Here is a 21,779-nt window from a genome sequence, read left to right as displayed (position 1 = left end):
GGCCTCAGGATGCCTCTTTCGGCCCCTGGCGGCACTCAAGCGCCTCATCCAGCACCCGGTTGGCCTGCTCGGCATCGCCCGTGAACCGATGGCGCTCGGCGATCGCAAAGCGCGCCTGGCAGGCGCGCCGCAGCGCATGCGCCGATTCCTCGCGCGCGAGCTTGAGCAGCTTGCCTTCATCGAGCTTGCCGAGATAGAAATCAGCGATCGGCCCAGGCCATTCATCAAGGTCGTGCGTGAAGGCGCTGGCCAGTTCGCGCCGCGCCAGCTCGGTGTCTTTATTGTGCATGCGCGCCGTGTACAGCATCAGCGCGCCAGAGCGCTCGCCCGGCATGCTGTCGAGCGCCTGGCGCAGTCGCACCACCGCTTCGGTGTAGCGGCGTTCTTTCATCAGGCGCTGGCCGACTACCAGGTTGGCGCGCGGGTTTCCGCTGGCGGCCGCCTTGTCGAGCCAGACCAGCGCCTGCGCCATGTCAGGCGGCGTGCCGTGACCGCTGCGGTGCATTGAAGCCACCATCATCTGCGCGTCGCCATTGCCGGCGTCGGCTTCCTGCTGCAGCCAGGGTTCGATGCGGCGCCGCTGGCCAAGTGCGTCGCCCCCGACATAGGTAAAGTACAGCTTCTTCTGGCTCATCGCGAACATGACGCGGTGCGAGCGCAGGAAGTCGGCGCCCAGCAGCAGATCGACGTCCAGGTCATTCGTGTCGATCACGCCGACGTCGGCATTGATGATCGTTTCGCGGCCGATCTGCAGCTTGTCCAGCGTCGCGTTCCAGCGCGCGATGCGTTTGGTGCCGATGCCGCCCGCTTCGCCGGCCCGTGCGACGTCTGGCGCATTCATGTTCAGACCCGCTTTTTCCGCGGCCCGGCGCGTCATCACCGTGATGGAGGCGCCGCTGTCGATCACGGCCGTGACTTCCTTGCCGTTCAGGAGCACCTTGAATTCGGGATTGGCCTGACGCGAGCTGTTCCAGCGGAAAGGAATCTCGACGGCGTTCTCGTCCCAGTAGGCCAGGTGCGCACTATCGCAATTGGTCGGTTTGAAGAACTTGATTTCCTTGGTTGCCAGCGAAATCTCGAGGTCGGACTGGAGCAGGAACGGCGCGCCCAGGATCGCCTCGAACGATGGCGCCGTACCAAAGTCACCCAGCACCCGTACGCGGCTGTTGGTGATCGCCGCCGGCCCCGCCTTGAATTCCTTGATCTGCGCACTGTAGATGCGGGCCGCACCGCCAATGCCGTAGGCACGCCCGTCGGTAGGGCGCAGCGGCAGGGCGCGTCGCTCGGTCGCGGTGCGCGTGAGTATCGTGCCATTGGAGCCGGTGTCGATCAGCATGTCGGCCGGCGTGCCGTCGATCTGCCCCTCGATCGTCAGGTTTAGGTCCGGGCCGGTATAGCGCACGGGCAGCGTCGCGAGCTGAGCCAGTTGACAACGCTTGGGCTCGGCCTGCCAGGCATGGGCAGTGGGCACGGCACTCAGGGCAAGCAGTGGCAGCAGCAGATGCAGGCGGGCGGTAGGCGTAGTCATGCAAGCATTGTACCGGCGAATGTTGCCGCGAAAACAATGCTTTGAGCATGAAATGGAGCGGCGCCTGGAAGGGGCCGGGGGGATGCCGGAGCGTGGCGCGTCGCGCTCCAGCTCCGGCATTGTGACGCTGTTGACGCCTACTTGTTCGGCGCCAGCACCAGCGTATCGGGCGCCGCCGGATTGCCAGGGCCTGTCGGTCCGAGCATGTCCTGCCCGGCCTTGGCACCAGCCTGCGACCGGCCATGCGGCTGGCGCAGATAGCGCGCGCTGTGCCGCCGCTCGCCGTGCTGGCCCTTGGCCGGCCAGCTCAGAAAGCGCGATAGCTCCTGCAACGCGCGCTGGTAGACGTCGCGCTTGAACTCGATGACGACGTCGAGCGGCACCCAGTAGTCGTGCCAGCGCCAGGCGTCGAACTCGGGATGGTCAGTCAGGCGCAGATTGACTTCGTTGTCGCGCGCGACCATGCGCAGCAGGAACCAGATCTGTTTCTGGCCACGGTAATGCCCGCGAATTTCACGCTTGATGAAATGATCGGGCACTTCATAGCGCAGCCAATCGCGGGTGCGCCCCACGATCTTGACGTGCTCCTGACGCAAACCGATTTCTTCCTCGAGCTCGCGGTACATTGCCTGCTCGGGTGTTTCGCCGTACTTGATTCCCCCTTGAGGAAATTGCCATGAGTGCTCTCGCACCCGCTTGCCCCACCAGACCTCGTTGTTAGCGTTCAGCAGGATGATGCCGACGTTGGGCCGAAACCCTTCACGGTCGAGCATAAGTGCACCTCGATACTTTCTGCCGGCGGACGTTCCCTTATGTTTTTACTTACGTATTTTTACGCCCATGGGGTTTCCGCACCGCTTGCGCGGTCGATGATGCTGGTTCCGGACCCTGTTTGTAGAAAGATTGGACGCATCAGCCGGCTAATCCTTTAAAATTAGGTCGATTATAACCCTCTCTTTTTAAAAAGAATTCACAGATATGCGTGCCTCACGATTTTTTATTTCTACTCTGAAAGAAGCGCCTTCCGATGCCGAGATTGTCAGCCACAAGCTGATGATGCGCGCCGGGATGATCAAGCGCCTGGGTTCCGGCATCTACACGTATATGCCGGTCGGGCTGCGCGTCATCCGCAAAGTTGAAGCGATCGTCCGTGAAGAAATGAATCGCGCCGGCGGTATCGAACTCCTGATGCCACTCGTGCAGCCGGCCGAACTGTGGCAGGAAACGGGCCGCTGGGACAAGATGGGCGATGAGCTCATGCGCGTGAAAGACCGTCATGGCCGTGATTTCGCGATCCAGCCGACGTCCGAAGAAGTCATCACCGACGTCGTGCGCAGCGAGATCAAGTCGTACCGCCAGCTGCCGCTGAATTTCTATCACATCCAGACCAAGTTCCGCGACGAGCGCCGTCCGCGCTTCGGCCTGATGCGCGGCCGCGAATTCACGATGAAGGATGCGTATTCGTTCGACCGCGACGTCGCCGGCATGCAGACGTCGTACCAGACCATGTTCGACGCCTACACCCGCATCTTCACGCGCTTCGGCCTGAAGTTCCGCGCGGTGGCGGCCGACAATGGCGCCATCGGCGGCACCGGCTCGCATGAATTCCACGTCATCGCCAGCACCGGCGAAGATGCGCTGGTCTACTGCCCGACGTCCGATTTCGCGGCCAATATGGAAGCGGCCGAAGCCGTGGCCAGCGGCGAGCGCGCCGCTGCCTCGCAGACGCTGACCAAAACGCCGACCCCGGGCACGACCAAGTGCGAGACCGTGGCCGCGCTGCTGGGTGTGAACCTGGCGCAGACCGTCAAGACCATCGCCCTGACGGTCGAGAACGACGGCAAGAAAAGCTACTGGGTGCTGCTGCTGCGCGGTGACCATGAACTCAACGAGATCAAGGTCGGCAAGGTCGATGGCCTGGCCGGCTACCGCTTCTCGAGCGAAGCTGAAATCCTGGAGGTGTTCGGCACCGTGCCGGGCTACCTCGGTCCGGTCGGTACCAAGCTGCCAGTCACCGTCGTGGCCGACCGCACGGTCGCCAACATGGCCGACTTCGTGTGCGGCGCGAACGAAGCAGACTTTCACCACATCGGCGTGAACTGGGGCCGTGACCTGCCAGAGCCGCTCGTGGCCGACCTGCGCAATGTCGTCGAAGGCGACCCGTCGCCGGACGGCAAGGGCGTGCTGGCGATCGAGCGCGGCATCGAAGTGGGCCACGTGTTCCAGCTCGGTACCGCGTATTCGCAGGCGATGGGCGCGACCTTCCTCGACGACGGCGGCCGGCCTGCGCCGCTGCAGATGGGCTGCTATGGCATCGGCGTGACCCGCATCCTGGGCGCGGCGATCGAGCAGAACTTCGACGACAAGGGCATCGTCTGGCCAGATGCGCTGGCGCCGTTCGAAGTGGTGCTGTGTCCGATGGGGATGGACCGCAGCGAGATGGTCAAGGAAGCGACCGAGCAGCTGTACACGTCACTGGCGGCAAGCGGCATCGACGTCATCGTCGACGACCGCGGCCTGCGGCCGGGCGCGATGTTCGCCGACTGGGAACTGATCGGCGTGCCGCACCGCGTCGTGATCGGCGAGCGTGGCCTGAAAGAAGGCAACCTCGAATACCAGGGCCGCCGCGATGCAGAAGCGAGCGGCGTGGCAGTCGGCGAGATGGTCGGCTTCATCAAGGCCAAGCTGGGCAAGTGATGGCGTTGCGCCTGGCCTCCTGGTCCGGAGGCGTGCTGCTGGCGCTGGCCTTCGGTCTGGCGGCGCCGGCGCATGCCGGCAACCAGAAAGAAGAAGCGCTGTCCGACTCGGTGCGCCTGGCGCTGGCCAACGCCATCGCCGACGCGCGCCCGCCGCGCCCGACCTTTCGTACCGAGGCGGGGCGGGCGCGCTACCAAGCGTGGTTCGACCAGATGTCGCCGCGCCTGGCCAAGCGCCTGCCCGACGTCCAGACCCGCACCGAGTTCCTCGAGACCGCGTGGTACGAGTCGACCCGCGCGGGCCTCGATCCGGGACTGGTGCTGGGCCTGATCCAGGTGGAGTCGGCCTACCGCAAGTATGCGATCTCGGTTGCCGGCGCGCGCGGCTACATGCAGGTGATGCCGTTCTGGACGAAAGCGATCGGCGACGGCGACCGCCGCCGCCTGTTCCACATGCAGACCAATCTGCGCTATGGCTGCGCGATCCTGCGCATGTATATCGACATGGAGCGGGGCGACCTGTACCTGGCGCTGGGCCGCTACAACGGCAGCCGGGGCAAGCCAAAGTACCCGAATGCGGTGCTGGCGGCCTGGAAAAACTGGGAGTTCAAACCGGGAGCGTGAGGCGTTTCTGCGTTGTACAAAACCCTAACATAGCAATTCACCCCACCGTCATTGACGCAGTGTAGACTTCCCGCTTTCACCAGTGAGGACTGCATGCGACCCATCCTTTTCACCGCTGGCGCACTGCTGGCGGCGCTCACAGGCTGCGCTGCCACGCCGCCTGCCACGCCTACGACCGCGACCCCGGTCACAACCCCGGCGCTGACGGCCAACCCGGTCGACCAGCGCGCGAAGAATGTCATCTTTTTCCTGGGCGATGGCATGGGCGTCAACACCCTGACTGCCGCGCGCATCTTCGCCGCCGGTGAAGAAGGCGAGCTGGCGATTGATCGCCTGCCCGAATCGGCCTTCGTGAAGACCTTCTCCAACGATGCACAGGTCACCGACAGCGCCGCCTCGATGGCGGCCTACATGACGGGTGTGAAGCAGAACAACGGCGTGATCTCGATGTCGGCCGGCACCCGCTCGATCGCGCCGGCCAAGGACGCCAATGGCAACAGCCTGGTGAGCCGCTGCGAGAACGGCGAAGCCGCCGTCACGCTGCTCGAACTGGCCCGCAAGCGCGGCATGGCCGTGGGCGTGGTCACCAATACCAGCGTCACCGACGCCACCCCGGCGGCGACCTATGCCCATGCCTGCCACCGCAGGCTCGAAACCGACATCGCCGCCAGCCTGGTGCCCGGCGGCGCCGGCTACAACAAGGCGCTGGGCGCCCATGGCCTGGACGTCCTGTTCGGCGGCGGTGCGCAGCAATTCACGCCGTTCGCGCGTGGCGGCAAGCGCGCCGACAACCGTGATCTGCAGGCGGAGTTCAAGGCCAAAGGTTTCCGGGTCGTCAACGACACCGCCGGGTTCAGCGCGCTGGCGCCGGGCGCGCCAGTCGTTGGCCTGTTCGCCGCCAACCACATGGACTTCGACGCGATCCGCGACGCCGCCCGCCAACCGGCGCTGCCAGCCATGACAACCAAGGCGATCGAGCTGCTCGCGCCGCACCGTAACGGGTTTTTCCTGATGGTCGAGGGCGGCCTGATCGACCATGCGTTGCATGCGACGCTCGGCAAACGTGCGCTGCAAGAGACGGTGACGTACAACGCCGCGCTGCAGGCCGCGCTCGAGCGCATGGAAGCGCTCGACCCGGGTCTGAAGAACACGCTGATCGTCGCCACCGCCGACCATGACCACACGCTGCTGCTGAACGGCTATGCCGCCCGCACCGGCAAGACCACGCCCGTCAATCCGGGCGTACTGGGCCTGGTGCGCACCGCCGACGGCAAACCGACGCTCGACAGCCAGGGCATGCCATACACGATCATCGGCTTCGGCACCGGCGAAAATCGCCATCAGGGCGAGCGCACCACGCCGCTGACCGACGCCATCGTGACGGCCGACGACTACCACCAGCAAGCGGTCGTGCGCACGCGCGCGGGCGCCGAGACGCATGGCGGCAGCGACGTCTATCTGGGCGCGGCCGGCGCGAACGCGGAGCTGTTTCGCGGGACCATCGACAACACGCGCGTCTTCAATCTGATCAAGACCGCAGCCGGTCTGTAAGCACGAGAACTTCACCATGACTTCACGACGCATTCTTCCGCTGCTGCTGGCCGCCGCCTTTGGTGCAGCGCTCCCGGCAACGGCTTCGGCCCAGCAAAAAGCGAAGAACATCATCTTCTTCCTTGGCGACGGCATGGGCCCGTCCGTCGTCACCGCGGCCCGCATCTATCGCGGCGGCGAAGACAGCCTGCTGCACTTCGAGCGCCTGATGGACCGCACCGCGCGCGTCAAGACCTATTCACTCGATTACCAGACCACCGACAGCGCCCCGTCGATGGGCGCATACATGACCGGCGTGAAGATGAACAACGACGTCATCTCGCAGGCCGGTGCACGATCGATCGACCCGACCAAGGAAGGCGTCGATCAGTGCGGCGCGAACAATGGCCGGCCGGCCGTGACGATCCTGGAACTGGCCAAGGCGCAGGGCCGGGCCACCGGCGCCATCACCACCACCGAACTGACGCACGCCACGCCGGCGTCGACTTTTGCACACACCTGCAGCCGCGACGCGGCCTACACGATCGCGCAGCAGCTCGTGCCTGGTGGTGCCGGCTACAACGCGGCGCTGGGCGACGGCGTCGACGTGCTGATGGGCGGCGGGCGCAATCACTTCACGCCACGCGACACGGCGCTCAATCCGAAAGGCCGGCCAGATGGACGCGATCTGATGGCCGAATTTGCCGGCGCCGGCTACTACGTGGCCGGCACGCGCGCCGGCATGATGTCGGCCAGGGCAGGGCGCAAGTTCGTTGGCATCTACAGCGCGGCCAGCCACCTCGATTATGCGTACCAGCGCCGCCCCGAGCAGCCAACGCTGGCCGAAATGACGGGCAAGGCGATCGACCTGTTGTCGACGAATCCGAACGGTTTCTTCCTGATGGTCGAAGGCGGCAAGATCGACCATGCGCTGCACGACACCCGCGCCAAGCACGCGCTGGAAGAGACGGTGGCGTTCGACGACGCGTTGCAGCTGGCAGTCGAGCGCATGCGCGCGATCGATCCGGGCTTGCAGAATACGCTGATCGTGCTCACCGCCGACCATGACCACACGATGCAGATCAACGGCTACCCCAAGCGCGGCAACCCGATCCTGGATATCGTGCGCGACTACGCGACGGGCGAGCCAAAGAAGGACGCGGACGGCAAGACCTTCACCACGCTGGTGTTCGGCAATGGCCCGAACCGGCCGGACGTGCGCGCCGAGGTCGATGGCGTGGTCGCGCAGAGCGACGATTATCACCAGGAGACGGGTGTGCACAAGTCGTCCGAAACCCATGGCGGCGGCGACGTGAAACTGTATGCGACTGGCGCCGGCTCGGCGTCATTCAAAGGCACGATGGAAAATACCCGCGTGTTCGAACTGATGAAGGCTGCCGGCGGCTTGTAAGCCGAATCCGTGTCAGGGACAAGTTCGGATTCAGGTTATTTACACCTGAATAACAAAAAGCCCCGGGTTTGAATCCGGGGCTTTTTTAATCGGCGCGATGCCGAGTGAATATAACCTGAACTTATTTCAGATGATCCGAAATCAGTTTGGTCATTTCAAACATCGAGACTTGCTCTTTGCCGCCGAAGACTGCTTTGAGCTTGTCGTCGCCATTGATCATGCGACGATTTGCCGGATCTTGCAGGTCTTTCGACTTGATGTAATCCCAGACCTTTTTGGTCACTTCGGTGCGTGGCAGCGGCTTGTCGCCAACGACTGCAGCGAGCGTGGCCGACGGGGTCATGGCTTTCATGAACGCGGCGTTTGGCTTGCGTGCAACTGCTGGTTTGTCGGCCGATTTGTCAGCCGTTTTAGCGGCTGCTTTCGCTGGTGCTGCTGCCTTTTTTGCTGCGGGCTTGGCCGCTGCAGCAGGCTTGGCAGCTGCTTTTTTTGCTGGTGCTGCAGTGGTTTTTTTGGCTGTTGCCATCTTCGAGCCTCCTAAAACGAACACATGGAAAAATGCGTAATTTATCGCACGCCTATATTGGTAGCGTTTTACTGTTCGTGCAAGTCTTTTTCCAAACTTTTTCACTCTGATAAGCGGCTAAATGGGCGCTATCGCACACAACAACGCACGGGAACGATAAAACGCTGACAAGGGGCGTAAAAAAACCACGCAAAGCGATACATTGCGCGGTTCCGGGATCGAAACGTAGTGGATTAGCGCATGCCGGGCATCATGCCCTTCATCCCGCGCATCATCTTCATCAGGCCGCCGCCTTTGAGCTTTTTCATCATCGTCTGCATCTGGTCGTACTGATTGAGCATGCGATTGACTTCCTGCACCTGGACGCCGGCGCCGGCCGCGATGCGGCGCTTGCGGTTGGCCTTGATCAGTTCGGGTTTCGCGCGCTCGAGCGGCGTCATCGAGTCGATGATGCCGACCATGCGCTGCACCGATTTCTCGGCCTGGCCCATGTTCGCGCCTGCCGCCGCTTGCTGGAACTGGGCCGGCAGCTTGTCCATCAGGCCGGCCATGCCGCCCATCTTTTTCATTTGCGTCAGCTGCGACTTGAAGTCGTTCATGTCGAACCGGCCGCCAACCTTGATCTTGTTGGCCAGTTCGGCCGCCGCTTCGGCATCGACGCCCTTGCGCGCTTCTTCGACCAGCGCCAGGATGTCGCCCATGCCCAGCACGCGGTTGGCCATGCGGGCCGGATCGAAGGCTTCGAGGCCATCGAGTTTTTCGGACACGCCGGCAAACTTGATTGGCTTGCCCGTCACGTGCCGCACCGACAGCGCTGCGCCGCCGCGCGAGTCGCCATCGAGCTTGGTCAGCACGATGCCGGTCAGGGGCAGGGCGTCGTTGAATGCCTTGGCGGTGTTGATCGCATCCTGGCCGAGCATGGCGTCGACGACGAACAGCGTCTCGATCGGGTTGACGGCGGCGTGCACCGCTGCGATCTCTTGCATCATCGCTTCGTCGATACCGAGGCGACCCGCGGTATCGATGATCAGGACATCGTGGTAATGCTTCTTGGCCCAGTCGAGCGCAGCCAGCGCGATGTCGACCGGCTTGTCGCTGGCGGAGGACGGGAAGAAGTCGGCGCCGACCTGCTTGGTCACCGATTCGAGCTGCGCGATTGCGGCCGGGCGGTACACGTCGGCCGAGACGGTCAGGACCTTCTTCTTTTTCTGTTCCTTGAGGTACTTGGCCAGCTTGCCGGTGGTGGTGGTCTTACCGACACCCTGCAGACCGGCCATCAGGATGATCGCCGGCGGTTGCTGGGCGAACGAGAGCTGACTGGCTTCGGGGCCGAGGTCGGCGCCCATCAGGGCCGCCAGTTCCTTCTGCACCACGCCGACGAGCGCCTGGCCTGGACTGAGCGAGCCGACGACTTCTTCGCCGAGCGCTTTTTCCTTGACCTTGGCAATGAATTCACGCACCGCCGGCAGCGCCACGTCGGCCTCGAGCAGGGCCATGCGCACTTCGCGCAGCATCTCTGCAGTGTTTGCCTCGGTGAGGCGCGCCTCGCCGCGCATGGTCTTGACGACCTTGGCAAGGCGTTGGGTGAGGTTATCTAGCATGTTCAACCTAATCAGTAAGGGCACATCGGACGCGCGGTCCCGAGCGAAATGCAGGTGGGCGAGCGCCGCCAAAGCGGCATTTTACCTCGCGCAGGTGCCGCTTGTTCTTCCAGGGGACGGCGACCGCACATTTTTCAGCAAACCGTGGCGTTTTGCGCTGGAGGGCAGCGTGGGCGGCGCCGCTTGCGTTCCGGATGATCTCGCTGCCAACCATCACCGCGTGGGCGGGGATCCCGCCCACCCTACGTAGGGTGGAAGGCTCTGCCTTCCACGCGGTGATCGTTACCGGCGCCGCTCGCGTGCCGGATGATATGGCGGCAAACCATTACTGCGTGGATGGAAAATCCGCCCACCCCACGGCGACATCATGCAATGGTGTAGACTCCCGCTATGCAGAATTTCCTCTTCCTTGCCGCCGCTTTCCTGTACGCGGTATGCGCCCTGCTGCCATCGCGCCGCGCGCCAGCGATTTCGGCCGTGACGGCCGGCGCGTGGGCGCTGCACGGCGTTTCTCTCGGCATGGACGTGATGGTGCCGGGCCGGCTGCGCGTCGGTTTTGCCATCATGCTGTCCTCGGCGCTGTGGGTGTCCGTGGCCGCCTACTGGTTCGAGAATCGTAATTTTGCCCTCGACGGCATGCGCCGCCTGGTGATGCCGTTTGCCGCCGTGGCCGCGCTGCTGCCGCTGCTGTTTCCCGGCACGCTGACGCCGCTGGCCGGCAAGTCGCCGGCCTTTGGCTGGCATATTGCGGTTGCGGTGCTGGCCTACAGCACCCTGACCATTGCCGCCTTCCACGCCGTGCTGATGGCACTGCAAGAGGCGCGGCTGCACACCCGCACCGCCGGTGGCGGCCGCTTTGGCGCCGCGCTCGACCAGCTGCCGGCGCTGCTCACGATGGAAAAACTCCTGTTCCGTGTGATCTGGATCGGCTTCATTCTGCTGAGCCTGACGGTGCTGTCGGGTTTCGTGTTCTCCGAACAGGTGTTCGGCCGGCCTCTCATGCTTGACCACAAGAGCGTGTTCGCACTGCTGTCGTGGGCGCTGTTTGCCGCGCTGCTGGCCGGGCGGCGCTGGCGAGGCTGGCGCGGCAAGACCGCGCTGCGCTTCACGCTGGCCGGGTTTGCCACGCTGGCGCTGGCCTATGTCGGTAGCCGTTTCGTGCTCGAAGTTATCCTGCACCGGGGAACCATCTGATGCGACTATTATTCTGGATTGCCTTTATCGCTCTCGTCGTCTTTGCCGTGCGCAGCAAGCTGCGCGCCATGAGCAAACGCGCGGCCGTGCCGCCGCAGGCGCGGCCTGGCGCTGCCAAGGCGCCGGTGCAGATCGAAGCGATGTCCCAATGTGCCCACTGTGGCATGTACTTCCCGGCCTCCGAATCGGTGCGCGCCGACGGCCACGACTACTGCTCGCCAGGCCACGTGCGCCTGCCGCCGCCGTAGGCGCAGGCCGGCCTTGACGCCACGCCGCATCCTGTCGCCCGAAGCGCGCGTTGCCCTGTGGCGCTCGCTGCAGACCTTCACGCTCACGCGCATCGTCATCGCGCTGGTGCTGCTGCTGTACTTCGGCCTGGACTTCGAGAACGGCGCGCTGCGTATCACGCAGCAGGTCGCCCAGATCTGCTTGGGCTACGCCATCATGGCGCTGGTGTTCTCGTTCGCTGCGCGCAGGCAGCGCCGCTTCCTGCTGCAGCTCGGCGTGCAGGTCGCGATCGACCTCTTGGTCATTTCGCTGCTGTACCTGGCCGCCGGCGGCATGCGCAGCGGCCTGGGTATCCTGTATCTGTTCCCGCTGGCCGGCGCCGCGATCCTCGCACCCTTGCTGCTGGCGCTGTTCGCGGCGGCGGTGGCCACGCTGTTTTTGCTTGGCCTGAGCGTGTGGCAACTGGTCGAAGGGTTCGACCCGCCGTTGATGCAGGCGGGCCTGTTCGGCGCGGCGTTCTTCGCTGCCGTGCTGGTGGCCAACCGCATGGCCGCGCGCCTGCTGGGACAAGAAGAACTGGCGGCCCAGCGCGGCGCCGACCTGCGCATCCAGCAGGCGATCAATGAAATCGTGATTGCCGACGTGGGCGACGGCATCCTGGTGGTGGGCGCCGACGGCACGGTGTTTACCGGTAACCCGGCGGCGCGCCGCATGCTCGGGCTGCAGGCCGATACGTCCGGCTTCCTGCTGCACGCGGCACCGGCTTTCGAGCCGCTGGCCGAAGCCTTCGATGCCTGGCTCGCCGCGCCCGAGAACGATAAAGCCTTCGTCACCGTCAAGCCGTACCGTGAAGGCGATGGCGCCGGCGACGTGCGCGGACGGCGCGACCAGCCGGTGCATGTCAAGCTGCGCTTTGCCCGCGTCGCCGCGCCCGTCGATGCAGTGGGCGAGGCGCCGGGTGAGGCGGGCGAGCGCAGCGTGATCTTCATGCAGGACGTGAGCGCCATCGAAAACCAGGCGCAGCAACTCAAGCTGGCGTCGATGGGGCGCCTGACGGCCAGCATCGCGCACGAGGTGCGCAACCCCTTGTCGGCCATCGGTCACGCGACGGCGCTGCTGGCCGAAGACCTGCACGGTCCGGCCGAAGTCCGGCTGCTGAAAATCGTCGGCGACAATGTGACGCGCGTGAACCGCATGGTCGAAGACATCCTGCAGCTGTCGCGCAAGGCCCAGCCCAATGGCGAGCCGGTGCCGCTGGGCGTGTTTCTCGAGCAGCTGAAAGCCGAATTCTGCGAAATCCACGGCCTGGCCGGTGATATAGTCTATATCGGCGATCCGGGCGGCAGCGCCGTACGGTTCGACCCGCTGCACCTCCACGAAGTCCTGCTCAATCTGCTGAACAACGCGGTGCGCTACGCCAGCCGCCAGCCGGCCAGCATCCGCATGTTCCCGGCGCGCGATGCGGCCGGGCGGCGCGAACTGCACGTGCAGGACGACGGCCCCGGCATCACGCCCGAAGTGCGCGACCACCTGTTCGAGCCGTTTTATACCACCTCGAGCAAGGGCACCGGCCTTGGACTCTACCTGGCGCGCGAACTGTGCCTCAACAACGATGCGAAACTCGATTATGAATACCGGTTCGACCCGTCCGCGCTGGGCCCGCGCAAGGCCAGCGGCCGTTTTGTCATCACCTTTGCCCTTGCCTGACGTGGCCCGGGAGCCGTCATGAGCGCGCCGCGCGTCCTGGTGCTCGACGACGAGGCCGACCTGCGCGAGCTGCTCGAGATCACGCTGCTCAAGATGGGCCTGGATGTCGACAGCGCCGCCACGCTGCGCGAGGCGCGCGCGCTGTTCGACGAGCGCGATTACGCGCTGGTGCTGACCGACATGCGCCTGCCCGACGGTCTGGGCCTGGAGCTGGTGCGCGAAATTGGCGCATCCGGCAAGGGCACGCCGGTGGCCGTGATCACCGCCTACGGCAGCGCCGAAAACGCGGTGGTGGCGCTCAAAGCCGGCGCGTTCGACTACATCGCCAAGCCGGTGGCGCTGGACGCGCTGCGCGTGATGGTGCGCGCGGCGCTCAAGCAATCCGAAAGCGCTGCGCTTGGTGGCGGCGCTGCGCCCGACTCGCGCATGATCGGCAGCTCGGCCGCGATGGCGGCCTTGCGGGCCCAGATCGCCCGCCTGGCGCGCTCGATGGCGCCGATCTCGATCACCGGCGAATCGGGCAGCGGCAAGGAGCTGGCCGCGCGCGAGATCCACGCCCAGAGCTCGCGCGCCGCGAAACCCTTCATCGCCGTGAACTGCGGCGCGATTCCCGAAACGCTGATGGAGGCCGAGTTCTTCGGCTACCGCAAGGGCGCTTTCACGGGCGCGTCCGACGAGCGCGACGGTTTTTTCCAGGCAGCCAACGGCGGCACCCTGATGCTCGACGAGGTGGCCGACCTGCCGCTGGCAATGCAGGTCAAGCTGCTGCGCGCGATCCAGGAGCGGCGCGTGCGCAAGATTGGCGCTACGGTCGAGGAGCCGGTCGACGTGCGCATCATCAGCGCAACGCACCAGGATCTGGCGCGCTGCGTCGAAACGGGCAAGTTCAGGCAAGACCTGTTCTACCGGCTCAACGTGATCGAGCTGGGGTTGCCGCCGCTGCGCGAGCGCCTGGATGACCTGGCGCCGCTGGTGAACGGCATCCTGCAGCGCCTGGCCGGGGCAGGGCAGGCCACGCTTGGGGCCGGCGTGCTGGACGCGCTGCGGGCGTATTCGTTCCCCGGCAATGTGCGCGAACTGGAAAACGTGCTGGAGCGGGCCTTGGCGTTTGCCAACGATGGCGTGATCGAAGTGGGCGATCTGTCGCTCAAGGCGGCGCGGCCGCTCGAGCCGGCGCGGGTCGAGCTGGCGCCGCCGGCAGTCGCACCGCCCGCGCCGGCTGCGGCTCCGGCTGCTGCTGCTGCTGCTGCTGCTGCTGCGCCCCTCCCGGTCGCGTTCGCCGCGCCGCCGCCGGGTGTTGGTCCCGCCGACTTGCCCGGCAACCTGCCGGAATACCTCGAACAGGTCGAACGCGACATCATCGGCCGCGCCTTGCAGCACACCCAGTTCAACCGTACCCAGGCAGCCAGCCTGCTGGGGATCAGTGTCAGGCAGCTGCGCTACCAGATGCAGAAGCTGGACATCACGGCGCCCGAGGATTGAACCGATTTACGGTTCATACCGGGTGCATGTCCTGTGACTGCACGTTGTCATTTTGTGCACGTTTGCCGGTGCATGGTGCACAGCGATTGGGCAAGCGCGCATCGCATTGATGATTGCTTGAGCAGCTCATCCACGGTAGCTGCCGCCGATGTTAGCGCTCGCTAACCGCGCGCCGCCCGCCGTTTGGGGGACCCCTGAAAGTCAAGGGTTCGCACGCTTTAAAACGGCAAATATTGCGGATTTATTCACTTGCCGCTGCGGGTTCGAGGTACTACAATTAGTCTCATATCAAGGCTGGACACTACATGTAGTGGTAGCCACTCGGTAGTGATGGGATTGATGGCACCAGGGTCCAACCGGTGTTTCTTTTCTCAGCAAGCGGTTTCCAAACACACCACATTGCACTTGTACTGACTATTCTTGCCCTGCTTTTCTGGTGCGCCGCACGTTGGCCGCCGGCCGGCAGGGATTCGTTTTGCTAATTTTTTGCGACATATTTGCTAGTTGTTTGTTCGGAGACCGGGGGTGCGCGCAGCACCGGGCGGTTTTCATGACGACAAACGGCGGCCCGTCCGCTCTCCTGGAGGCTCAATGCACCAAGCACAGAACATCTCGATCAACCCGCACGCCGCCCAAGGTGCAACGCCAGCTGGCGCCACCCCGGCCGACATCGTCGCCCGCGGCGACTACCGCGTCATCCGCCGCAACGGTTCGGTGGTGGCGTTCGAGCCGCACAAGATATCGGTCGCGATGACCAAGGCCTTCCTGGCGATCGCCGGCGGCCAGGGCGCCGTGTCGGCGCGCATCCGCGAGCTGGTCGAGCAGATGACCAATAACGTCGTCGCCGCGCTGGTGCGCCGCCAGCCGAACGGCGGCACGTTCCACATCGAGGACGTGCAGGACCAGGTCGAGCTGTCGCTGATGCGTTCGGGCGAACACGATGTCGCGCGTGAATACGTGCTGTACCGCGCCAAGCGCATGGAAGAGCGCCGCGCCGCGAAAGAAGCCGCCGGCGGTACTGCCGTCGTCGCGCCGCAGATCCACGTCATCGATGGCGGCGAGCGCCGCCTGCTGGACATCAACACGGTCATCAATCTGATTGGCGCGGCCTGCGCCGGCCTGGAAAAACACGTCGATGCCGACGCGATCCTGGCCGAGACCATGAAGAACCTGTACGACGGCGTGCCGGTCGAAGAGCTGCACAAGTCGGCCATTCTGGCTGCGCGCGCGCTGATGGAAAAAGACCCGGCCTACAGCCAGGTCACGGCCCGCATCCTGCTGCACACGATCCGCAAGGAAGTCTTCGGCCGCGAAGTGGCGCAAGCCGGCGCCGCCGCCGAATACCTGACCTACTTCCCGCAGTACATCGCCAAGGGCATCGCCAACGAGCTGCTCGACGAAGAACTGGGCAAGTACGACCTCGAGCGCCTGGCCAAGGCCATCGTCGCCGACCGCGACCTGCAGTTCGGCTACATCGGCCTGCAAACCCTGTATGACCGCTACTTCCTGCACGTGCGCGACGTGCGCATCGAAATGCCGCAGGCGTTCTACATGCGCGTGGCGATGGGCCTGGCCCTGCGTGAAGACGACCGCGAAGCGCGCGCCATCGAGTTCTACAGCCTGCTGTCGTCGTTCGATTTCATGAGCTCGACCCCGACCCTGTTCAACTCGGGCACCCGCCGCTCGCAACTGTCGTCGTGCTACCTGACCACCGTCGGCGACGACCTGGAAGACATCTACGACGCCATCAAAGAGAACGCGCTGCTGTCGAAGTTCGCTGGCGGCCTGGGCAACGACTGGACGCCAGTGCGCGCACTCGGTTCACGCATCAAGGGCACCAACGGCCGCTCGCAAGGCGTGGTCCCGTTCCTGAAAGTGGTCAATGACACGGCCGTCGCGGTCAACCAGGGCGGCAAGCGCAAGGGCGCTGTCTGCGCCTACCTGGAAACCTGGCACCTCGACATCGAAGAGTTCCTCGACCTGCGCAAGAACACGGGCGACGATCGCCGCCGCACCCACGACATGAACACGGCGAACTGGATTCCCGACCTGTTCATGAAGCGCGTGATGGAAAAGTCGCACTGGACGCTGTTCTCGCCATCCGAGACCCCCGACCTGCACGACCTGACCGGCAAGGCCTTCGAACAAGCTTATCTGGCGTACGAAGCCAAGGCCGAGCGCGGCGACATGGCGGTCTTCAAAAAGATCGAGTCGCTCGACCTGTGGCGCAAGATGCTGTCGATGCTGTTCGAAACCGGCCACCCATGGATCACGTTCAAGGACCCGTGCAACATCCGTTCGCCACAGCAGCACGTGGGCGTCGTGCATTCGTCGAACCTGTGCACCGAGATCACGCTCAATACCAGCGCCGATGAAATCGCCGTCTGCAACCTGGGCTCGGTCAATCTGCCGCAGCACATGAAGGGCGATGGCCTCGATCACGTCAAGCTGCAAAAGACGATCCGCACCGCGATGCGCATGCTGGATAACGTCATCGACATCAACTACTACGCTGTCGAAAAAGCGCGCAACTCGAACCTGCGCCACCGTCCGGTCGGCATGGGCGTGATGGGTCACCAGGATTGCCTGCACATGATGCGCATCCCGTTCGCGTCCGACAAGGCCGTGCAGTTCTCGGACACGTCGATGGAAGCGGTCTGCTACTACGCTTACCTGGCCTCGACCGAACTGGCCGAAGAGCGCGGCCGCTACGAGACCTACACCGGTTCGCTGTGGGACCGCGGCATCCTGCCACAAGACTCGATCCAGCTGCTGGCCGACGAACGTGGCAGCCAGTACCTGGAGCAGGATACGTCGTCGACCATGGACTGGACCCCGGTGCGCGAGCGCATCAAGCAGTTCGGCATGCGCAACTCCAATTGCGTGGCGATCGCCCCGACTGCGACGATCTCGAACATCATCGGCGTCTCGGCCTGTATCGAGCCGACGTTCCAGAACCTGTACGTGAAGTCGAACCTGTCGGGCGAATTCACCGAGATCAATTCGTACCTGGTGCGCGACCTGAAGGCGCGCGACCTGTGGGACGAAGTCATGATCGCCGACCTGAAGTACTTCGACGGCTCGCTGTCGAAAATCGACCGTGTCCCGCAAGACCTGCGCGACCTGTACGCAACGGCATTCGAAGTCGAGCCGAAGTGGCTGGTCGACGCTGCGTCGCGCCGCCAGAAGTGGATCGACCAGGCCCAGTCGCTGAACATCTACATGGCCGGCGCATCGGGCAAGAAGCTGGACGAAACCTACAAGCTGGCCTGGCTGCGCGGTTTGAAGACCACGTACTACCTGCGTACGATCGCCGCGACGCACCTGGAAAAGTCGACCACCCGCACCGGCGCGCTGAACGCCGTGTCGGTCTCGGGCGGCCTGTCCGGCGGCCTGTCGGCCGGCGAGAAAGCGCCAGTTGCACCGGCGCCGGCAGCGGCGGCGAATATGGCGACGGCGACGGCGACGGCGACGGCAGCAGCGACCGAAGAAGACGGCGCCGCATGCTATCTGCGTCCGGGTGACGACGGTTTCGAGGAATGCGAAGCCTGCCAGTAAGCCGCGCAGTCACTGAGTCATGGAGGGCGAGCCGCCTGCAAGGCCGGCTCGCCCCCCAGCAAGTCAGCGGCGGCCCTGGTCGCCGACAACACGAATAACCAACGGATCAACGTGCCCCGGTCGCAGTCGCTGCGCCAGCGCACCACAAAAGGAATCACCATGCTCAATTGGGACGACGAACCAACCAGCGCCCTGCGCGCTCCGCAAGCCGACGCCGACCTCGCCATCGTGCCTGTCGCCGAAGTGGCAAAACGCGTCAACGCCGACGACAAGCGCATCATCAACGGCCAGACCGACGTGAACCAGCTCGTGCCATTCAAGTACAAATGGGCATGGGACAAGTACCTGGCCGGCTGCGCGAACCACTGGATGCCGCAAGAAGTGAACATGCAGCGCGACATCGAGCTGTGGAAAAGCCCGAACGGCCTGTCGGAAGACGAGCGCCGCCTGGTCAAGCGCAACCTGGGCTTTTTTGTCACCGCCGACTCGCTCGCCGCGAACAATATCGTGCTGGGCACCTACCGCCACATCACGGCCCCCGAGTGCCGCCAGTACCTGCTGCGCCAGGCGTTCGAGGAAGCGATCCACACGCACGCCTACCAGTACATCGTCGAGTCGCTGGGCCTGGACGAAGCCGAGATCTTCAACGCCTACAACGAAGTCAAGTCGATCCACGACAAGGACCAGTTCCTGATCCCGTTCATCGACACGCTGACCGACCCTGAATTCAAGACCGGCACCACCGAAAACGACCAGAAGCTGCTCAAGTCGATCATCGTCTTCGCCTGCCTGATGGAAGGCCTGTTCTTCTATGTCGGCTTCACGCAGATCCTGGCGCTGGGCCGCCAGAACAAGATGACCGGCGCCGCCGAGCAGTACCAGTACATCCTGCGCGACGAATCGATGCACGTGAACTTCGGCATCGACGTGATCAACACGATCAAGATGGAAAATCCGCAGCTGTGGACCCCGGAATTCCGCGAAGAGATCAAGGCGCTGTTCATCGAAGCAGTCGACCTCGAATACCGCTACGCCGAAGACACGATGCCACGCGGCGTGCTGGGCCTGAACGCCCCGATGTTCAAGGGTTACCTGCGCTTCATCGCCAACCGCCGTGCGGTGCAGATTGGCCTGGAGCCGCTGTTCCCGAACGAAGAAAATCCGTTCCCGTGGATGAGCGAAATGATCGACCTGAAGAAAGAGCGTAACTTCTTCGAAACGCGCGTGACCGAGTACCAGACTGGCGGTACGCTGAGCTGGGATTGATGCTGGGGCGTCCATCGCCCTGAGTCAGTCGCACACAAAAAGCCCGGCGGTGGTTCAGCCGGGCTTTTTTTCGCCTGTCGCGCGCAGCCCGTCGATGTTGACCTATGATGGCGATCTTTCAAGCCTGACCAGGAGACACCCTTGAACGCCAGCACCTTGCTGCTTCCCGCCCTCATGCTCGCCGGCCTGGCGTCGGTATCCGTCGCCCACGCTGCGCCACAGGTGGCCGCGGGCCGCACCATCTTCCAGAACAACTGCGCCAGCTGCCACACGGTCGATGCCGGGCTCGCGCCGCTGGCAGGCCCCGGCCTGTTCGGTGTCGTCGGGCGCAAGGCGGCGGTTGTCAACGGATTCAATTATTCGGCGGCGCTGGCCAAGGCCGGCGCGAGCGGCACGGTGTGGACGCGCGACGAACTCGATGTGTTCCTGCTCGACCCGGCCAGGCGCGTGCCCGGCACCACGATGCCGGTTGGCGTGCCGGACGCACAACAGCGCGGCGCGCTGATCGATTACCTGGCCAGCCTGCAAGGCACTGCCGCTGCTGCTGCTGCTGCTGCTGCTGCGCCAGCGGCTGCCAAAGCCGCTGCCGAGCCTGTACCAGCAGCATCGCGCGCCGGTGCCTGGACCGAAAACCAGCCCGGCAAGGTCTATCACATCAAGCCGACCGACCTGGCCGCGCCATTTGCGACGGACAGCGTTGGCAACAGCGCGCGCGTGCAGGCGCGGCCCAACGGCACGCTGCCGACCGTGATGCCCGGCTTTACGGTCAGCGTGTTCGCGCAGGACGCCGACAAGCCGCGTGTGGCGCTGCGCGCGCCGAACGGCGACGTGTTCCTGGCCGCGACCGGCGCGGGCGCGATCAAGGTGCTGCGCTCGAACGATGGCAAGAAGGCCGACAGCGCCGGCGTGTTCGCCACGGGCCTGGCGCGTCCATACGGCATGGCGTTCTGGCCGAGCGGCGCCAATCCGCAGTATCTGTATGTGGCCGGCGTCAACACGGTGGTGCGCATCCCGTATCGCAATGGGGACCTGACGGCGCGCGCCGCGCCGGAGGTCGTGATTGCCGAACTGTCCGAGACCAGTGGCGGACACACGACGCGCACGCTGGCGTTCTCGAAGGACGGCAAGACGCTGCTGCTGTCGATCGGTTCGGCCACCAACGTCGCGGCCGACATTGGTCGCACGCCGCCAGTGCCGCTGGCGCAGTGGGAGCGCCAGCACGGCCTGGGCGGCGCCTGGGGCGTGGAGACGGACCGCGCCACCGTGATGGCATTCGACCCGGACGGCAAGAACCGTCGCACCTTCGCGACCGGCCTGCGCAACTGCGTGGGCCTGCTGGTGCTGCCGAGCACCGGTGACGTCATGTGCAATGTGAACGAGCGCGATGCGCTGGGCGACAACCTGCCGCCGGACTACCTCACGCGCGTGAAGCAGGGCGGCTTCTACGGCTGGCCGTGGTACTACATCGGCGACAACGAAGACCCGCGCCTGGCCGGTCACCGGCCCGACCTGAAGGGCAGGACGATCACCCCGGACGTGCTGCTGCAGGCCCATTCGGCGCCGCTGGGCATGGTGGCGTATCACGCGCCCAAGGGCGCGACGAGCGCGTTCCCGAAGGAATACGAGGGCGATGTGTTCGTGGCGCTGCACGGCTCGTGGAACCGTGGCGTACGCACCGGCTACAAGGTTGTGCGCGTGTTCATGAAGAACGGGGTGCCCACCGGGCAGTACCAGGACTTCATGAGCGGCATGGTGGTCAGCGACCGCGATGTGTGGGGCCGGCCGGCCGCAGTCGAAGTCGCGCGTGATGGCGCGCTGCTGGTGCTCGACGATGCCGGCGGCACGCTGTGGCGCGTGGCGCCGGGGCGCTGACAAGAAGGCAGCACCCGCGTGCACACGCGAGCGCAGATGCGCTAGGATGGACATCTCCTATTTGCAGGGACGACCATGACACCGCATACCTTCAGGCTGACCCTTTGTGGCGTGGCTTTGCTGGCCGGGTGCGCCGGCATACCGCCCGCGGCCGTCAAGCCGACGCTGGTTCTCGAAGACTATGTAAAAGGCGCGCCGCCCGACGCGGCGTGCCTGGCGTTGGACGATGGCGCGCGCGCCCGGGTTACCAACCTCGGTTTCGATCTGATGGCGAAGGACATGGTGGTCGCGCCCACGGCCGGCGGGCCGGCGGATGGGGCGCAGCGATCCGTCTACCTGGTACCGCTCGGTAGCCACCCGGTGGAGCGAATGGCGCGGCAAATGGATGGCTCGTTCCATTCGGTATTCGTCAATTGCCAAACTCGACTGGCCTATATTGCCAAACGCGGCAGCGTCAGCGACAGTATCTATTGGTTCGGACCGTTCGATCTGTGAGTCGATTCAACGCCGGGTTGAAACGCGCGCGTTAATCCAGCGTCATTTGCAGAATCCCCGT

Annotated in this window: 16 protein-coding genes; 12 read left to right on the top strand and 4 right to left on the bottom strand. The window is 64.6% G+C overall.

Annotation, left to right across the window (positions count from 1 at the left end; genetic code table 11):
- Positions 1-4: 4 nt before the first annotated feature.
- Complete coding sequence (locus RCH14_RS10735; RefSeq protein WP_343026111.1) at positions 5-1,528, bottom strand: aspartyl protease family protein; 1,524 nt, start codon at positions 1,526-1,528, stop codon at positions 5-7.
- Between the two features lie 137 nt (positions 1,529-1,665).
- The gene (locus tag RCH14_RS10730; protein ID WP_343026110.1) at positions 1,666-2,301 is read right to left on the bottom strand and encodes an RNA pyrophosphohydrolase; all 636 of its coding nucleotides are present in this window, start codon (positions 2,299-2,301) and stop codon (positions 1,666-1,668) included.
- Positions 2,302-2,506: 205 nt separating this feature from the next.
- On the opposite strand from RCH14_RS10730, the gene RCH14_RS10725 reads away from it, so the two are divergent.
- The 4 genes from RCH14_RS10725 (at position 2,507) to RCH14_RS10710 (ending at position 7,789) form a co-directional block, all read left to right on the top strand.
- Entirely contained in the window at positions 2,507-4,225 is a 1,719-nt protein-coding gene (locus RCH14_RS10725) for a proline--tRNA ligase (RefSeq protein WP_343026109.1), read from the top strand.
- Positions 4,225-4,848: a lytic transglycosylase domain-containing protein gene (locus tag RCH14_RS10720; protein ID WP_343026108.1), complete on the top strand. Its 624-nt coding sequence runs from the start codon at positions 4,225-4,227 to the stop codon at positions 4,846-4,848. The genes RCH14_RS10725 and RCH14_RS10720 overlap by 1 nt, the downstream gene beginning before the upstream one ends.
- Before the next feature lie 93 nt (positions 4,849-4,941).
- Positions 4,942-6,399, top strand: coding sequence for an alkaline phosphatase (locus RCH14_RS10715; protein ID WP_343026107.1), 1,458 nt, complete (start codon positions 4,942-4,944; stop codon positions 6,397-6,399).
- Positions 6,400-6,415: 16 nt separating this feature from the next.
- Positions 6,416-7,789 carry an alkaline phosphatase gene (locus RCH14_RS10710; protein WP_343026106.1) on the top strand — a complete coding sequence of 458 codons (1,374 nt, stop codon included), beginning with the start codon at positions 6,416-6,418 and terminating at the stop codon, positions 7,787-7,789.
- Positions 7,790-7,910: 121 nt separating this feature from the next.
- Here the strand turns inward: RCH14_RS10710 and RCH14_RS10705 are convergent, their stop codons facing one another.
- Positions 7,911-8,315 carry an SWIB/MDM2 domain-containing protein gene (locus RCH14_RS10705; protein ID WP_332532342.1) on the bottom strand — a complete coding sequence of 135 codons (405 nt, stop codon included), beginning with the start codon at positions 8,313-8,315 and terminating at the stop codon, positions 7,911-7,913.
- A 233-nt stretch (positions 8,316-8,548) separates the two neighbouring features.
- Positions 8,549-9,916: a signal recognition particle protein gene (ffh, locus tag RCH14_RS10700; RefSeq protein WP_343026105.1), complete on the bottom strand. Its 1,368-nt coding sequence runs from the start codon at positions 9,914-9,916 to the stop codon at positions 8,549-8,551.
- 390 nt (positions 9,917-10,306) lie between these two features.
- Between ffh and RCH14_RS10695 the strand changes: the two genes are divergently transcribed.
- The 8 genes from RCH14_RS10695 to RCH14_RS10660 all read left to right on the top strand — a co-directional run bounded on the left by RCH14_RS10695 (position 10,307) and on the right by RCH14_RS10660 (position 21,718).
- Positions 10,307-11,110 carry a cytochrome c biogenesis protein CcsA gene (locus RCH14_RS10695; RefSeq protein ID WP_343026104.1) on the top strand — a complete coding sequence of 268 codons (804 nt, stop codon included), beginning with the start codon at positions 10,307-10,309 and terminating at the stop codon, positions 11,108-11,110.
- The gene (locus RCH14_RS10690; protein WP_343026103.1) at positions 11,110-11,358 is read left to right on the top strand and encodes a PP0621 family protein; all 249 of its coding nucleotides are present in this window, start codon (positions 11,110-11,112) and stop codon (positions 11,356-11,358) included. Before RCH14_RS10695 ends, RCH14_RS10690 begins: the two co-directional genes overlap by 1 nt.
- Before the next feature lie 13 nt (positions 11,359-11,371).
- Positions 11,372-13,045 carry an ATP-binding protein gene (locus tag RCH14_RS10685; RefSeq protein WP_343026102.1) on the top strand — a complete coding sequence of 558 codons (1,674 nt, stop codon included), beginning with the start codon at positions 11,372-11,374 and terminating at the stop codon, positions 13,043-13,045.
- Positions 13,046-13,063: 18 nt separating this feature from the next.
- Complete coding sequence (locus RCH14_RS10680; protein WP_343026101.1) at positions 13,064-14,527, top strand: sigma-54 dependent transcriptional regulator; 1,464 nt, start codon at positions 13,064-13,066, stop codon at positions 14,525-14,527.
- Positions 14,528-15,118: 591 nt separating this feature from the next.
- Positions 15,119-18,085 carry a ribonucleoside-diphosphate reductase subunit alpha gene (locus RCH14_RS10675; protein ID WP_343026100.1) on the top strand — a complete coding sequence of 989 codons (2,967 nt, stop codon included), beginning with the start codon at positions 15,119-15,121 and terminating at the stop codon, positions 18,083-18,085.
- Between the two features lie 159 nt (positions 18,086-18,244).
- A complete protein-coding gene (locus tag RCH14_RS10670; protein ID WP_343026099.1) occupies positions 18,245-19,351 on the top strand; it encodes a ribonucleotide-diphosphate reductase subunit beta in 1,107 nt (368 codons plus the stop codon).
- 141 nt (positions 19,352-19,492) lie between these two features.
- Positions 19,493-21,223, top strand: a complete 1,731-nt coding sequence (locus RCH14_RS10665) for a PQQ-dependent sugar dehydrogenase (protein WP_343026098.1) — start codon at positions 19,493-19,495, stop codon at positions 21,221-21,223.
- Between the two features lie 75 nt (positions 21,224-21,298).
- A complete protein-coding gene (locus RCH14_RS10660; protein ID WP_343026097.1) occupies positions 21,299-21,718 on the top strand; it encodes a hypothetical protein in 420 nt (139 codons plus the stop codon).
- Positions 21,719-21,779: the final 61 nt, after the last annotated feature.

The organism is Massilia sp. MP_M2 (genome assembly GCF_039123635.1).
In the GTDB taxonomy this organism is placed as follows: Bacteria; Pseudomonadota; Gammaproteobacteria; order Burkholderiales; family Burkholderiaceae_D; genus Telluria.
The sequence above is the reverse complement of the archived record's forward strand: the minus strand, read 5'-3'. Positions and strand labels throughout refer to the sequence as shown.

Coding starts and splice junctions, on each gene's coding strand:
- RCH14_RS10735 (WP_343026111.1), bottom strand. CDS start 1,528: ATGACTACGCCTACCGCCCGCCTGCATCTGCTGCTGCCACTGCTTGCC.
- RCH14_RS10730 (WP_343026110.1), bottom strand. CDS start 2,301: ATGCTCGACCGTGAAGGGTTTCGGCCCAACGTCGGCATCATCCTGCTG.
- RCH14_RS10725 (WP_343026109.1), top strand. CDS start 2,507: ATGCGTGCCTCACGATTTTTTATTTCTACTCTGAAAGAAGCGCCTTCC.
- RCH14_RS10720 (WP_343026108.1), top strand. CDS start 4,225: ATGGCGTTGCGCCTGGCCTCCTGGTCCGGAGGCGTGCTGCTGGCGCTG.
- RCH14_RS10715 (WP_343026107.1), top strand. CDS start 4,942: ATGCGACCCATCCTTTTCACCGCTGGCGCACTGCTGGCGGCGCTCACA.
- RCH14_RS10710 (WP_343026106.1), top strand. CDS start 6,416: ATGACTTCACGACGCATTCTTCCGCTGCTGCTGGCCGCCGCCTTTGGT.
- RCH14_RS10705 (WP_332532342.1), bottom strand. CDS start 8,315: ATGGCAACAGCCAAAAAAACCACTGCAGCACCAGCAAAAAAAGCAGCT.
- ffh (WP_343026105.1), bottom strand. CDS start 9,916: ATGCTAGATAACCTCACCCAACGCCTTGCCAAGGTCGTCAAGACCATG.
- RCH14_RS10695 (WP_343026104.1), top strand. CDS start 10,307: ATGCAGAATTTCCTCTTCCTTGCCGCCGCTTTCCTGTACGCGGTATGC.
- RCH14_RS10690 (WP_343026103.1), top strand. CDS start 11,110: ATGCGACTATTATTCTGGATTGCCTTTATCGCTCTCGTCGTCTTTGCC.
- RCH14_RS10680 (WP_343026101.1), top strand. CDS start 13,064: ATGAGCGCGCCGCGCGTCCTGGTGCTCGACGACGAGGCCGACCTGCGC.
- RCH14_RS10675 (WP_343026100.1), top strand. CDS start 15,119: ATGCACCAAGCACAGAACATCTCGATCAACCCGCACGCCGCCCAAGGT.
- RCH14_RS10670 (WP_343026099.1), top strand. CDS start 18,245: ATGCTCAATTGGGACGACGAACCAACCAGCGCCCTGCGCGCTCCGCAA.
- RCH14_RS10660 (WP_343026097.1), top strand. CDS start 21,299: ATGACACCGCATACCTTCAGGCTGACCCTTTGTGGCGTGGCTTTGCTG.